Below are 14110 nucleotides of genomic sequence, written 5' to 3' on the forward strand. Positions count from 1 at the left end.
AACATTGCGTGTCTGTCGAACGCGGCACGACGGTAACGCATCGAAGAGACCCGACGCTCGGGAGGGGGAAGAATGCAGCAGATCGAACTGATAGCGGATGCGGTGGCGCACAGTGCCGGCGAGCATCCGGCCGCTTTCGCCTTGCCGCCGAAGCGGCCTGCCGGGCCGCGAACGGAAGGCCTGCGCGCTGCACCGTGGGTTGCAGCCCGATCAGCGCTTGCGCCGGGGTTTGGGCGGACCGGGCGGCGAAGCCATGCGGCGAAACTCCTCGATCACGTCCTCGAACTCGGACACATCTTCGAAACGCCGGTAAACGGATGCGAAGCGCACATAGGCGATCGTGTCGAGCGCGCGCAACTCGTTCATCACGAGTTCGCCGAGCCGTTCGCTGCGCACCTCGCGCTCCCCGCTGCCGAGCAACTGATATTCGATGCGTGCAACGGCGGCGTCGATTGCGTCGGCTGCAACGGGCCGCTTGCGCAGCGCGAGCTTCATGCTCGAGACGATCTTGCGGCGGTCGAACTCGACGCGGCTACCGTCCTTCTTCACGACCGACGGCAGTGCGAGCTCGACGCGCTCGTAAGTGGTAAAGCGCTTGTCGCAAGCCGGACAACGGCGCCGCCGCCGGATGGCGGCGCCGTCTTCGGATACGCGGGAGTCGACGACCTGCGTATCGTCGTGCCGGCAGAACGGGCAGCGCATGGTCGGCTAGCGATAGACCGGGAAGCGCTTCGTCAGCTCGGCGACTTGCGCACGCACGCGCTCGATGGTGGCGGCGTCTTCCGGATTGTCGAGCACGTCGGCAATCAGGTTACCCACCACTTCGGCTTCCTTGACGCCGAAGCCGCGCGTTGTCATGGCGGGCGAACCGAGGCGAATGCCGCTCGTCACGAATGGCTTTTCCGGGTCGTTCGGAATCGCGTTCTTGTTCACCGTGATATGCGCTGCGCCGAGCGCTGCTTCGGCCACCTTGCCGGTGATGTGCTTCGCACGCAGATCGACCAGCATCACGTGGCTCTCGGTGCGCCCCGAGACGATGCGCAGGCCGCGCTTCACAAGCGTTTCGGCAAGCACGCGGGCGTTCTCGACCACGCGCTGCTGATACTCCTTGAACTCCGGCGACAACGCTTCCTTGAACGCCACTGCCTTGGCGGCGATCACATGCATCAGCGGTCCGCCCTGGATGCCGGGGAAGATGGCCGAGTTGATCGGCTTCTCATATTCGGCCTTCATCAGGATCACGCCGCCGCGCGGGCCGCGCAGGCTCTTGTGCGTCGTGGTGGTGACGAAGTCGGCGTGCGGCACCGGGTTCGGATAGACGCCGGCGGCGACGAGACCTGCGTAATGCGCCATGTCGACCATCAGATACGCACCGACCGCCTTCGCGATTTTTGCGAGCCGCTCGAAGTCGATGCGCAGCGCGAACGCAGACGCGCCCGCGACGATAAGCTTCGGCTTGTGTTCGTGAGCAAGCTTCTCGGCCGCTTCGTAATCGATGTCTTCAGCCGCGTCGAGTCCGTAGCTCACGACGTTGAACCACTTGCCCGACATATTGACGGGCGAGCCGTGCGTCAGGTGGCCGCCATGCGCGAGGCTCATACCCATGATCGTGTCGCCGGGCTTGAGCATGGCGAAGAACACACCCTGATTCGCCTGCGAGCCCGAGTTCGGCTGCACGTTCGCCGCCTCGGCGCCGAACAGCTGTTTGACGCGGTCGATCGCGAGCTGCTCGACGATATCGACATACTCGCAACCGCCGTAATAGCGCTTGCCCGGATACCCTTCCGCGTACTTGTTCGTGAGCTGCGAGCCTTGCGCGGCCATCACGGCCGGGCTCGTATAGTTCTCCGACGCGATCAGCTCGATGTGTTCTTCCTGGCGATGGTTTTCCTGCTCGATCGCCTGCCAGACTTCCGGGTCGACGTTCGCAATGGTGCTTTGGGCTTTATCAAACATGTGCGTTCCGTTGAGAATGTTCGGTTGACCGTGATTCCGCACGTGCATATGCGTTCGATCTTGCGCATAACAGCATACAAAGCGGCACGCGAGAGGCGTGCGCAAAGCGCGCAAGCTCACGCGCGGTGCGGCAGGAAACTGGAAGCCTGGATATGCGGACTGCAGAGGCGCCGCACACGCGAGGCAGGCCAGCGACCGGCAGCACGAAGGATCGCGCGCGGATCACAGCTGCCCAGGCGAACGGCAAAACGGAGCCCCGCGCTTCACGGTGGGTTGTTCCACCTTGAACCCGTAGGGTTCTATCGCCAGTCACGCAGGGATGAGCGCGTTAGTTTATTGGAAGCGCATCGAATAGGCAACCAGCCCCACGGCGCCTGCAGTGATGCAAAAAAGCCTGACGAATTCGCTACTTGCGCCCACTTCGCGGCGCCCGGCACGAGATCCGGCGGCCCGCCCGATCCGGCCGCCGCGGCGCGGTTGATCGGGCGCCGCAATGGAAGTAGGCTTGTCGCCTTTCTCAACCCAACGGAAACTGGAATGATCGTCTTTGTCACCGGGGCGTCTGCCGGATTCGGCGCTGCCATCGCGCGTGCTTTTGTCAAAGGCGGCCATCGCGTCGTCGCGACCGCGCGCCGCAAGGACCGCCTCGACGCCCTCGCCCGCGAACTCGGCGAGAACCTGCTGCCGCTGCAGCTCGACGTGCGCGACCGCGCGGCTATTCAGGCGCTGTCGGCCGCGCTGCCCGACGGCTTCGCCGCGGTCGACGTGCTCGTCAACAACGCGGGACTCGCGCTCGGGCTCGCGCCGGCCCACAGGGCCGATCTGGACGACTGGGAAACGATGATCGATACGAACTGCAAAGGCCTCGTGCAAGTGACGCGCGCGCTGCTGCCGGGCATGGTCGCGCGCAACCGCGGCCACGTGATCAACCTGGGTTCGGTCGCAAGCAGCTGGCCGTATGCCGGCGGCAATGTGTACGGCGCGACCAAGGCGTTCGTTGCGCAATTCAGCCTGAATCTGCGCGCGGATCTGACCGGCACCGCGGTGCGCGTGACCGACATCCAGCCGGGCCTGTGCGGTGGCACCGAATTCTCGAACGTGCGCTTTCGCGGCGACGACGCGAAGGCCGCGGGCATCTACAAGGACATGCAGCCGCTCACGGCCGAAGACATCGCCGAATCGATCTTCTGGGTCGCCACGCGCCCGGCGCATGTGAACATCAATTCGATCGAATTGATGCCGGTTGCGCAGTCGTTCGCCGGCCTGTCGGTTCATCGCGGCTGAGCATGCCCGGAGCGGGAAAAGTGAATGAAACCAGTGCCAAAAAAGCAGGCAGCCCGTCAGGTTCCGGTAAAATGCGCGGCATGAAAACTCCTGGCAGTCAGCCCGGCGCCGAAATCGGCTTCACATGGCCGATTCGCGTGTACTACGAAGATACGGACGCCGGCGGCATCGTGTTCTACGTGAACTACCTGAAGTTTTTCGAACGCGCGCGCACCGAATGGCTGCGCGCCTGCGGAATCGAACAAGGCAGGCTCGCGAGCGAAACCGGCACGCTCTTCATCGTCCGCAGCACGGCACTCGACTACCGGTCGCCGGCGCGCCTCGACGACTCGCTCGCGATCGTCAGCCGGATCGAACGGCTCGGCCGCGCAACGGTCGATTTCGTGCAGGAAGCGTGGCGCCAGGATACGCTGCTCGCCACCGGCACGATCCGCATCGGCTGTGTCGACGCAGCGGCGCTGCGGCCCGCCGCGATTGCGCCGGCCGTCCTCGCCGCGTTGCGGCGCGGGCCGCCCGGTTCGGGCGCAAGCACCGGCTCGAGCAATACAACGACAGGCATGTCAACGGCTAACGAGTGAGCACCGTTGTTACCTGGCCAGTGAACTCGTAACGGTCAGAACAAGACCAAGCATGGTTCGGCGAAACGGTTCGCCGAAGCTTCCGGTTCTCCCACCGAACGCTTCGATCCGCCTTTCAGCCGGACGCCCCTAGCGGGACGTTACAGCGAACCTATATGAACACTACACAAGATCTGTCGATCATTTCCCTCGTTCTTAATGCGAGCCTGCTGGCCCAGGCGGTGATGGCGCTCCTGCTGCTGCTGTCTCTGATGTCCTGGACGTTCATCTTCCGCAAGTGGTTTGCAATTCGCCGCGCGCGCGGCCAGACCGAACGCTTCGAGCGCGATTTCTGGTCCGGCGGCGACCTGCAGGCGCTGTATCAGAGCGCCGCGAACAACCGTCATCGCATCGGTGCGCTCGAGCGTATTTTCGAAGCCGGCATGCGTGAATTCCTGAAGGCCAAGGAAAAGCGCCTGAACGATCCGGGTGCGATTCTCGACGGCGCGCGCCGCGCAATGCGGGCGGCTTTCCAGCGTGAAATGGACGTGCTCGAAGCGAATCTCGCGTTTCTCGCGTCGGTCGGCTCGGTGAGCCCTTACATTGGTCTTTTCGGCACCGTCTGGGGCATCATGAATGCGTTTCGCGGCCTCGCGAACGTGCAGCAGGCCACCCTCGCGAACGTCGCGCCGGGCATCGCCGAAGCGCTGACGGCCACCGCAATCGGCCTGTTCGCCGCGATTCCTGCCGTGGTCGCGTACAACCGCTACGCTCACGATATCGACCGCCTCGCGATCCGCTTCGAGACCTTCATCGAAGAGTTCTCGAATATCCTGCAGCGCCAGGCGCACTAAGGAGTCCACGATGGCCGGTTCATCGATCCGTTCCAGCATGCGCGGCGGCCGTTCGCGCCGCGCCATGTCCGACATCAACGTCGTGCCGTATATCGACGTGATGCTCGTCCTGCTCGTCATCTTCATGGTGACGGCGCCGCTCGTCGCGCCGTCGATCGTCAATCTGCCCACCGTCGGCGGCGCCGCGCCGCAGCAGCAGACGCCGCCCGTGGTCGTGAATATCCGCGCCGACGGCAACATGAGCGTGCGTTACAAGGACGACGCGGGCACCACGCAGCAGGAAACCATGACGCGGGCCGACCTGAACAGCTTCGTCACCGACCGCGAGCAATCGCATCCCGACCAGCCGGTCGTGATTGCCGCCGACAAGACCGTGAAGTACGAGGTCGTGATGAACGTGATGTCCGATCTGAAAGCGCGCGGCGTCAAGCGCGTTGGATTGCTCGTCAAATCGCAATGATTCGCCAGAAATCCGCTTATCCGTTGCAGCCGCCGCGTGAGCGCGGCACGTGGCGCGCGTTCGCGCTCGCGGCGTTGATGCATGTGCTGCTCGGTTTCTTCCTGTATCACGGCATCCAGTGGCAAAACAGCACGCCCGCAGGCGCGGAAGCCGAAATCTGGACGTCGGTGCCCGATCTGTCGACGCCTCGCGTCGCCCCGCCCCCGCCCGCCCCGGTCGCGCCCGCGCCGCCCGTGCAGGACGAGGAGGCGGACATCGCGCTCCAGGAGAAAAAACGCAAGCAGCAGGAGGCTGCGCGCGAAGCACAGCTGGCCGAGCAGCAACGGCAACAGCAGTTGCAGGCGCAACAGGAAGCCGACGCGAAGCGTCAGCAGCAGCTCGCCGCCGAACAGGCCGCGATGGCCGCGGCGTTGAAGAAGCAGCAGCAACAGCAGCAGGCGCAAAAGCTCAAGCAGCAACAGCTGGCCGAGCAACAGAAGCAGGATCAGCTGAAAAAACAACAGCAGGAAGAGCAGCAGAAAGCGCAGCAGCAGAAAGAGCAGCAGCAGAAGGAACAACAGGCGAAGGCCGACGAGCAGAAGAAGGCCGAAGCGGAAAAGGCAGCGAAGGCGAAGGCGGCGGCCCAGGCCGAAGCGGCGAAGAAGCTCGACGCGGAGCGCCGCCAGCGCCTCGCGGCACTGCAAGGCATGGCGGGCGGCGAGGGCTCCACCGGCAATGGCCTCGCGAAGAGCGGCACGGGCAGCGGCGCGGGCGGCAACGCCACGTCGCCCGGCTACGCGGAGAAGGTGCAACGGCGCGTGCGGCCGAATATCGTCTGGGCCGGCGACACGCAAGGGCTCGAGACCGTGGTCTCGGTGCGCTGTGCGCCGACGGGGACATTGCTGTCGGCAACCGTCACGCGCAGCAGCGGCAATTCGCAGTGGGATGACGCGGCGCTGCGCGCGGTCCAGCGTTCGGATCCGATGCCGCAAGATACAAATGGCAAGACACCGGCCAGTTTTACCATTACGCTGCGTCCGGCGGGTTGAGGTGGGGTAAGTGGCGCATGCACGTATCGTTGGACCGAACGCGGCGCGACTTGCGCGGACGCGCCCCGGCCCTTAAGGCATGCTGAAAGCTGTGAGCGAGGCCTGGCACGGCTGGCAAGCCTTCGGGAACGATTTCTGCGTGCTTGTGTCTGTTTGCAGTTGTGAAGGTTTTTGTACTTTGGGGAATCGATAAAGCATGAGTTTGATGACGAAGCTAGGCCTGCGAACACTGGTGGCGTCTTGCCTGATTACGGCAGGCGGTGCGGCACATGCACAGCTGAACGTCCTCGTGACGGGCGTCGGGTCCACGCAGTTTCCGATCGCGACCGCGAATTTTGCCAACGAAAGCAGTTCCCCACAGCAGATCAGCACGATCGTACGGCAGGATCTGCAACGCAGCGGCAAGTTCACGAATATCGACGCGGGGTCCACGCCGGTCTCGGAGAGCGATACAGTCGACCTCGGCAGCTGGAAGGCCAAGGGTGCCGACGCGTTCGTCGCCGGCAGTGTGACGAAACGCCCCGACGGCCAGTATGAAGTGCGCTTCAAGCTCTACGACACGGTCAAGGGCGAAAACCTCGGCGGTCTCGTACTCGTCAGCCCGGAGAGCGGTCTGCGCATGAGCGCGCACAAGGTAGCCGACTACATCTACGCGAAGCTGATGGGCACACGCGGCGTCTTCGCCACGCGCCTTTCATACGTGATCAAGGTCGGCAGCCGCTACCAGCTGCAAATCTCCGACTCGGACGGGCAGGACGCGCATATCGCGCTGTCGAGCCCCGAGCCGATCATCTCGCCGGCATGGTCGCCGGACGGCACGAAGGTCGCGTACGTGTCGTTCGAGAAGAAGAAGCCAATCGTTTATATCCACGACCTGCCGACCGGCCGGCGCATCATCGTGTCCGATCAGAAGGGTAACAACAGCGCGCCGGCGTGGTCGCCGGACGGCCGCACGCTCGCACTGGCCCTTTCGCGCACCGGCAACACGCAGATCTTCGCCGTCAATGCGGACGGCAGCGGTCTGCGCCGCCTGACGCAAGGCAGCTCGATCGATACTGAGCCCGATTTCTCTCCGGACGGCCAGACGATCTACTTCACGAGCGACCGCGGCGGCCAGCCGCAAATCTACAAAATGCCGGCCGCGGGCGAAAACGCGGGCGCTGCGCAGCGCGTGACCTTCACCGGCAGCTATAACACGAGCCCTCGCGTGAGCCCCGACGGCAAACAACTCGCGTATATTTCGCGCACCGGCGGCGGTTTCAAGCTGTACATCCAGGATCTGCAGTCGGGCGTCGCGACGGCGCTCACCGACACAACACATGACGAATCGCCGAGTTTTGCGGCGAATGGTCAGTACATCCTTTACGCCACTCAGGTGAACGGCCGTGGCGTGTTGGCCGCTGTATCGACCGATGGTCGGACGCGGCAGGTCCTGTCCGTTCAGGGTGGCAGCGTGCGCGAGCCGTCCTGGGGCCCGTTTATGCAATGACACACAAGGAGAGTAAAACATGAAGTCGAAATTGCGTCTTACACTGGCCGCGCTGACGGTTGTCGGCGTTCTCGCAGCTTGCTCGTCGACGCCGAAGCCCACGAGCACGACCGCGGGCAACATCAACGCCCAGCCGAATCCGAACGCGGTCGCTCCGGTCACCGTCGACGAACTGAACAACCCGAACAGCCCGCTCGCGAAGCGCAGCGTGTATTTCGATTTCGACAGCTACTCGGTGAAGGACGAATACCAGCCGCTGCTGCAGCAACACGCGCAGTATCTGAAGTCGCACCCGCAGCGTCACGTGCTGATCCAGGGCAACACCGACGAGCGCGGTACGAGCGAGTACAACCTCGCGCTGGGCCAGAAGCGTGCGGAAGCCGTGCGTCGCGCGATGTCGCTGATGGGCGTGCCCGATCAGCAAATGGAAGCCGTGAGCCTCGGCAAGGAAAAGCCGCTTGCAACCGGTCATGACGAAGCGTCGTGGGCGCAAAACCGCCGCGCCGATCTCGTCTACCAACAGTAACGGGTAACGCGCCGTATGACACACCGTTTCTCCCGGCTGCGGCTCGCCGCAGCAGCGTGCGCGGCAGGCGTGGCTTTCACGGCCATGCCGGCGCATGCAGGCCTGTTCGACGACGACCAGGCCCGCCAGGCGATTCTCGACCTGCGCACGAAGACCGACAGTCTGACGAACCAGTTGTCGGCCGCGCAACGTACGATCCTCGATCAGTCGAACCGTCTCGACCAGCTTAACCAGCAGGTCGCGACACTGCGCGGCCAGAACGAAGATCTGACGAACCAGCTGTCTATCTTGCAGAAGCAGCAGAAGGACTACTACTCCGACCTCGACGGCCGGCTGAAGAAGTTCGAGCCGCAGCAGCAAACGGTCGACGGCGTGCAGGGCATGGTGCAGCCGGGTGAAACGGACGCGTTCAACGCGGCGTCGCAGCAGTTTCGCAACGGCGACTTCAAGGGTGCCGCTGCATCGTTTCGCAGCTTCATCTCGAAGTATCCGCAAAGCCCGTATCAGCCGACCGCACAGTACTGGCTCGGCAACGCGATGTACGCACAGCGCGACTACAAAGGGTCGACCTCGATCTGGCAAGGGGTCGTGAAGAACTACCCGGACAGCCCGCGTGCGCCCGAAGCGCTGCTCGCCATTGCGAACAACCAGCTCGAGCAGGGGCAGAAGGCCGCCGCGAAGAAGACGCTCGAGCAGATCGTCGCGCAATACGGCAACTCCGATGTCGCGCAATCTGCGCAAAGCAAGCTTTCGCAGATCAAGTAGCATGATGGCCAAACCCGGCGTGCCGCCACGGCAAGTGGCGGCAGCGTCGATTTGCCGGGCTGCGCGCGGCCGCTCTCGCATTGCGCGATGGCATCGACAGGCGTGAAGGGGCTTCGATAGCCTTGACACTGCTGTAGGGCTATCGCTATAATCTCGCTTCTCTTTTGGGGTCGTTAGCTCAGCTGGTAGAGCAGCGGACTTTTAATCCGTTGGTCACTGGTTCGAATCCAGTACGGCCTACCAAAAACCGTATCAAGCAGAAAGCCCGGTCTTCTCGACCGGGCTTTTTGTTTTTGTACGCGTCTTTTGCAAGTACGAACTCATTGTGCGCGCCCTGCGCACCCCGGGCTCGCTCACTCGCTGCGCCTGGCGCGTGGAGCGAATTGATTAGCCACCCTTATTTTCTATAAAACTTCTCGCTTGTCGAAACGTATCGGCATCAATCGATACTGGCGATGCCTTTGAATCTGCACTAGATTCAATTCACCGCTCTTCGCACAAGCCGTCTTGCACGTTCGTTTGCCGCTAGCAAACCTGTTACGTGCACGCATGCACGAGACTTCGGATAGTCAACGCAAAGCACAAAGAGGCAGTATGTGCTGCTTACCCGCTGCCGAACAGAACAGGCTCGCCGGACACAAGCCGCTTCTGGCCTGGGCGATTTCGCTCGCACTACTCGGGACGCCGCCTTGCCATGCGATGCTGAAGTGCCATGGCAGCGACGATACCGTTAGTTACGCGACGGAACAGATAGCCGGGGCGACATGCGCTTCGATGAAAACCATCATCGATCGAACAAGCGCGGCCCGAGCGCCGCTCTACGGCAATGGCAAAACAGGCATCGCATTCAGCGGCAACGGTTTGCCACGCACCGTTAGCGCGACCACCGCTGCCGTGCCCCATTCAGCGCGTCGTTCGATACCGTCTTATGCAGTGCCGATGCATTTCCATATCGCGCCGTCCTCCAGCGCTCGCATCGCGTCTCCGGTAACCAGACCACTCCGCGCACCACCTCCGGCAACCATGTATTCCTACATCGAACAAGGCATCCGCTACTACTCGAGCAGCAAACCTTCCGCATTGCCGTCAAACGTGCCGCTGGTGCAACTGCATTTCTCGACGACATGCTTCCTCTGCGCGCCGGCGCGAGACATCGACATCGCATCGCTCGCGCTGAATACGCACGCTTATCAACGTGAAATCGAAGCCGCCGCGCTCGATTTCGGCGTTGATCAAGCGCTCGTGCGCGCGGTGATACACGCGGAATCCGGTTTCCAGCCTGAGGCGATTTCCGTGGCGGGCGCACGAGGTCTGATGCAATTGATGCCGGCCACCGCGGCCCGCTTCGGCGTGCACGACGCGTTCGATGCCTCGCAGAACATTCGAGGCGGCGTGCAGTATCTGGCGTGGCTGCTTGGACGCTTCAACGGCAATCTCGATGAAGCACTGGCCGGCTACAACGCAGGGGAAAACGCAGTGGGCCGATATCACGACGTGCCGCCGTATCCCGAGACGCGTGACTACGTCTCGCGCGTGAAGCTGCTCGCGAATCGCTACCGCAACACACGCTAGCGTCGGTATGCGCGCTTCGCGTTCATTTCGTGTTGTCGATCACCGTCTGCCCGTTGTATTCGACCTTGCCTCTGAAGAAGTAATCGGTGCATGCCTTATAGTCTCCCGGCGTGATCAGCGAAAAGGGCATCTGATAATCGACGAGCTTGCAGCCGGTCACCGGCTTGCCGTTCGCCCATGCGTAGTCCTTGTCCAGATACGCCTGGGTCGCGGCCGCCGATCCTTCGGTGAAGCCACGCATATTCGCGCAACCGAGCGGCTCGTCGGAGGGAATCGTCACATTGAGTTCGCGCGCCATCTCCTTATAGGCCGCTATGCGGTTCTGCACCTGCGATCGCTCGGCGCCTCCCCCACCACATTCGATACCGCCATTGATGATGTACACGGTCGCGCCGAAGCCCGGCTTCATGTTGTTGGCGAGGTCGACATTGTTGGGCTTCCACGTGCCGTCGATGACCCACGTCATCGGCGGCTTCGGCGTCTGCGGCGTGACGGCGAACCAGATCGCGGACGCGAAGTTGAGCCACGTGTCGGCGACACGCCCGGGATTATCGAGCAGCACGTTCGGATCTCCATACAGCGCCTGCGAAAAGGGACCGAAGTTATAGTTCCACGACAGTTGCTTCGCACCGCGCCCGAAGTAGTCGAGATATTGACCCTTGCTGTTCTTCGCGCACGCATAGAAGATCCAGTTCGTTGCATGCGACCCCGGCGCGCACTGCTGATACGCGCCCACCGCCGAGCCTTCCTCATATCCGGACTCGCGCAGATACCAGAGCGCCTGCCGCCATGTCGGGATCGCCGCATCCTGCGGCATCGTCGCGAGCACCGGATTGTTGTGATCGGGATAGCCGGATCTGGCCTGAGCCGGCGTTAGCGATGGCCAGTTCGCGCCGGTTTCCTGAACGAAGTGCGCAAACGATGTGGCGAGCAGCTTTCGACAGATTGCATTCGCATCGCGCCCGTCCTTGTAATCGCCGCAATACGCGGGGAACTTTGCGATGCCCCGCAGTAAGTTCACGTACGAGTAGGCGATGTTCCTTATCGGGAACAGCTCGTTGAACTTCTGCTCGCTGACGATCGACTCGACCCGCTTCACGTTCGACGGATTGGCGGCACGCCCGGGTACGACGGCGTCGACATCGCTATCGGGCAGCACGCGCAGCGCGTCGCGCAGGATCTCGATGCGCCCTTGCGATTGGGCGACCAACGCGCTTTCGGCTTTGCTGAAGTCCGCGGCGGTGGGATAGCTCGCAGTTTCCGCGATATAGGTGATCTTTGGCTTGTAGGCGGCGGGGGTTGGTGTTGGTGTCGGTGTCGGTGTCGGTGTCGGTGTCGGTGTCGGTGTCGGTGTCGGTGTCGGTGTCGGTGTCGGTGTCGGTGTCGGTGTCGGTGTCGGTGTCGGTGTCGGTGTCGGTGTCGGTGTCGGTGTCGGCGTCGGTGTCGGTGTCGGTGTCGGTGTCGGCGTTGGCGTTGGCGTTGGCGTTGGCGTTGGCGTTGGCGTTGGCGTTGGCGTTGGCGTTGGCGTCGGCGTCGGCGTCGGCGTCGGCGTCGGCGTCGGCGTCGGCGTCGGCGTCGGCGTTGGCGTTGGCGTGGGTGTCGAGCCGCCAGAGCACGCGCCCATATCCTCCCAAACGCCCCAAGCACCCGACTGTGCGGGATTGTCGCCTTGTGTCCACCACTTGTTTTTGTAGTTGTGTCCGTTGTAGGTCACTTTGGTCCCCGGCGTTGCGTATGCTTGCGTGGCTAACCAAGCTGGGTAGCACCCTCCGGGCGTCGGCGTCGGCGTCGGCGTCGGCGTCGGCGTCGGCGTCGGCGTCGGCGTCGGAGCAGGAGCCGGTGCCGGCGTCCCCCCAGCCGCTCCCAAATCTCTCCACAATGTCGGCGAACTCGACGGCGTCCACCCCGAGCCCGGATACGCCGTATGCGTTTGCAGCGCCTGATAGCTGCGCCCGTTATAAGTCACAGTCGTGCCGGCGGTGTAGGTCGCCCCTTCATGCCACGCCTGTTGCGCATACCCGGCGGCAGCATGGAGTACCGCCAACACCGGCAACAATGCGAACCCTTTATAAACACGCGACTTCATATCGCCTCCGCTCGATCGCAAACCATCCGCACGCCCCGACGTCGACACGCACGGACACAACGCCGGTCTAACGCCGATCCCGGCAGGCCAGGCCTTGCGCCTCGAACCACTCACCTCACCGCCTGACCATTCCATTGCTCGGGTAGATCACGAACTTCCATTCCTGATAACTCGTCTGCAGCGAAAAGCTCGCGTCCGCATCGGAAAAACCGTCACGCTTGAACGGCACACCATCGGCATTGCTGTAGACGCCATAAAGCTCGCCGTTAGGTCCCGTCACGAGCTTCCACTCGCCATGCGTGATCGGATCGCGATACATCGCGCGCAGATGCCGGCGCGGGTATGAAACGCGCGAGTCATGCAAAAGATCGTCGAAGCTCCGTGGAAAAGCGCCGTTGCTCTCCGCACGCACATAGCTGTCGATCGCGCCGCGAATCGCATCGCCCCTTCTCAGCAACTCATCTTCATTGGCCCGCTCGATGTTCGTTGCCCACATCTCGCCGACCTTCATCAGGTAGATCGATATCAGCGCGACGCACATCAGCGCCCACAACATGACGACCCCACGTTCATGCCGGCAACGAAGGACGCAACCGGGGACGCAACCGGGGACGCAACCGAAATCGCGCGGACGCGCACGCCCTCGCGACGACCGGCAAACAACCCGATCACCAGTTCGCGTAATCCGAGCCATCTTTCGCCTTGCCTTTCGCTCCGCTATGCACGTCATAGACGCCCGGCTTTCCATCAGGCGCCGGCGCCACCTGCCACGTGCTCCGGCTTTGGGTAATCGTGTCCATCGGCACTTCCCGCAGGTAGCGCCGCGTCACGAGTTCATCGAGCGTCTGCGGATACCGTCCCTGGTCGGCACGGAACCGGTCGATCGAATCGCGCATCATGCTGAGGTTTTCGCGCAGCACCGTCTCCCTCGCCTTGTCCGTTTGCCCGAAAAACTGCGGCACGACGATCGTCAGCAGCGTCGCGATGATGGCCAGCACGACCAACAGTTCTATCAGCGTAAAAGCGCGGAAAGCACGCCTGACCATATCGATCACCACTTCCGGTACGGAATCCCGTTGAACCCCTGCTCGTCCGACAACGAATACACGTCGTACACGTCCACGCCTTCGCTCGGCGAGTCGGGCGGGCTTGCGTAACTGCGCTTGCCCCACGTCTGCGCATCGGCCCTGCTCGGGCAATCGCACATCGGATCGCGAGGAATCCGGCGCAGAAAGTACAGCCGCGAGTGCGCCGGACTCGTCTTGTCCGGCACGCCGTCGACCAGCACGTTCAGCGTCGGCGGATATCCGCTATCGCCCACGGTCCGGTCGATCTTTCCCGCTTCCGCTGCCGCCTTGTATGCATCGATCGCATCGCGAATCCTCCACAAATCGCGTCTCAACTGCTCTTCCTTCTCGCGCTGCGCCGCAATCTGCGTGAGCGGCAGCGCAACCATTGCGAGCGCCGCCATGATCGCCAGCGTGACGAGCATCTCGATCAACGTGAAGCCGCGCTGCATGATCGCTTCCAGGC

15 protein-coding genes, 1 tRNA gene, 1 pseudogene and 1 riboswitch are annotated in these 14110 nt (G+C 63.0%); of the genes and pseudogenes, 10 read left to right on the forward strand and 7 right to left on the reverse strand.

The annotated features are described in order from the left end of the window. Positions 1-210 precede the first annotated feature (210 nt). The gene (gene nrdR / locus BTO02_RS17085; RefSeq protein ID WP_075158021.1) at positions 211-702 is read right to left on the reverse strand and encodes a transcriptional regulator NrdR; all 492 of its coding nucleotides are present in this window, start codon (positions 700-702) and stop codon (positions 211-213) included. A gap of 6 nt (positions 703-708) precedes the next feature. Then, positions 709-1956, reverse strand: a complete 1248-nt coding sequence (glyA, locus tag BTO02_RS17090; RefSeq protein WP_075158965.1) for a serine hydroxymethyltransferase — start codon at positions 1954-1956, stop codon at positions 709-711. A gap of 223 nt (positions 1957-2179) precedes the next feature. Continuing rightward, a riboswitch (ZMP/ZTP riboswitch) is annotated at positions 2180-2279 on the reverse strand. A 214-nt stretch (positions 2280-2493) separates the two neighbouring features. Between glyA and ydfG the strand changes: the two genes are divergently transcribed. The 10 genes from ydfG to BTO02_RS17140 all read left to right on the forward strand — a co-directional run bounded on the left by ydfG (position 2494) and on the right by BTO02_RS17140 (position 10491). Beyond that, a complete protein-coding gene (ydfG, locus tag BTO02_RS17095; protein WP_075158022.1) occupies positions 2494-3240 on the forward strand; it encodes a bifunctional NADP-dependent 3-hydroxy acid dehydrogenase/3-hydroxypropionate dehydrogenase YdfG in 747 nt (248 codons plus the stop codon). Positions 3241-3311: 71 nt separating this feature from the next. Next, the gene (gene ybgC / locus BTO02_RS17100; RefSeq protein ID WP_075158023.1) at positions 3312-3818 is read left to right on the forward strand and encodes a tol-pal system-associated acyl-CoA thioesterase; all 507 of its coding nucleotides are present in this window, start codon (positions 3312-3314) and stop codon (positions 3816-3818) included. Between the two features lie 155 nt (positions 3819-3973). Next, a complete protein-coding gene (gene tolQ / locus BTO02_RS17105) occupies positions 3974-4651 on the forward strand; it encodes a protein TolQ (protein ID WP_075158024.1) in 678 nt (225 codons plus the stop codon). A gap of 10 nt (positions 4652-4661) precedes the next feature. After that, positions 4662-5111 (forward strand): protein TolR, encoded by a 450-nt coding sequence (tolR, locus tag BTO02_RS17110; RefSeq protein ID WP_075158025.1) that lies wholly within the window; start codon positions 4662-4664, stop codon positions 5109-5111. After that, positions 5108-6139: a cell envelope integrity protein TolA gene (gene tolA, locus BTO02_RS17115; RefSeq protein WP_075158026.1), complete on the forward strand. Its 1032-nt coding sequence runs from the start codon at positions 5108-5110 to the stop codon at positions 6137-6139. Before tolR ends, tolA begins: the two co-directional genes overlap by 4 nt. A 196-nt stretch (positions 6140-6335) precedes the next feature. Continuing rightward, complete coding sequence (gene tolB, locus BTO02_RS17120; RefSeq protein ID WP_075158027.1) at positions 6336-7628, forward strand: Tol-Pal system beta propeller repeat protein TolB; 1293 nt, start codon at positions 6336-6338, stop codon at positions 7626-7628. 19 nt (positions 7629-7647) lie between these two features. Continuing rightward, positions 7648-8154 carry a peptidoglycan-associated lipoprotein Pal gene (gene pal, locus BTO02_RS17125; RefSeq protein ID WP_075158028.1) on the forward strand — a complete coding sequence of 169 codons (507 nt, stop codon included), beginning with the start codon at positions 7648-7650 and terminating at the stop codon, positions 8152-8154. Positions 8155-8169: 15 nt separating this feature from the next. Next, the gene (ybgF, locus tag BTO02_RS17130) at positions 8170-8919 is read left to right on the forward strand and encodes a tol-pal system protein YbgF (RefSeq protein WP_075158029.1); all 750 of its coding nucleotides are present in this window, start codon (positions 8170-8172) and stop codon (positions 8917-8919) included. Positions 8920-9086: 167 nt separating this feature from the next. Further along, positions 9087-9162, forward strand: a tRNA-Lys gene (locus BTO02_RS17135). Between the two features lie 780 nt (positions 9163-9942). Continuing rightward, positions 9943-10491 (forward strand): lytic transglycosylase domain-containing protein, encoded by a 549-nt coding sequence (locus BTO02_RS17140; protein ID WP_232243388.1) that lies wholly within the window; start codon positions 9943-9945, stop codon positions 10489-10491. Between the two features lie 22 nt (positions 10492-10513). Here the strand turns inward: BTO02_RS17140 and BTO02_RS35405 are convergent, their stop codons facing one another. From BTO02_RS35405 to BTO02_RS17175, 5 genes and pseudogenes are all read right to left on the reverse strand, one after another. Next, positions 10514-11701, reverse strand: coding sequence for a chitinase (locus tag BTO02_RS35405; protein WP_269667969.1), 1188 nt, complete (start codon positions 11699-11701; stop codon positions 10514-10516). A 483-nt stretch (positions 11702-12184) separates the two neighbouring features. Beyond that, positions 12185-12712 (reverse strand): annotated as a pseudogene (locus BTO02_RS35520) (carbohydrate-binding protein); the annotation flags it as partial. Beyond that, a complete protein-coding gene (locus BTO02_RS17165; protein WP_075158030.1) occupies positions 12693-13133 on the reverse strand; it encodes a hypothetical protein in 441 nt (146 codons plus the stop codon). The pseudogene BTO02_RS35520 and the gene BTO02_RS17165, both read right to left, overlap by 20 nt. A gap of 112 nt (positions 13134-13245) precedes the next feature. Beyond that, positions 13246-13623 (reverse strand): type II secretion system protein, encoded by a 378-nt coding sequence (locus BTO02_RS17170; protein WP_075158967.1) that lies wholly within the window; start codon positions 13621-13623, stop codon positions 13246-13248. Positions 13624-13628: 5 nt separating this feature from the next. Beyond that, positions 13629-14096, reverse strand: coding sequence for a type II secretion system protein (locus tag BTO02_RS17175; protein WP_075158031.1), 468 nt, complete (start codon positions 14094-14096; stop codon positions 13629-13631). Positions 14097-14110: the final 14 nt, after the last annotated feature.

It is taken from the genome of Paraburkholderia sp. SOS3 (assembly GCF_001922345.1).
Lineage (GTDB): Bacteria > Pseudomonadota > Gammaproteobacteria > Burkholderiales > Burkholderiaceae > Paraburkholderia.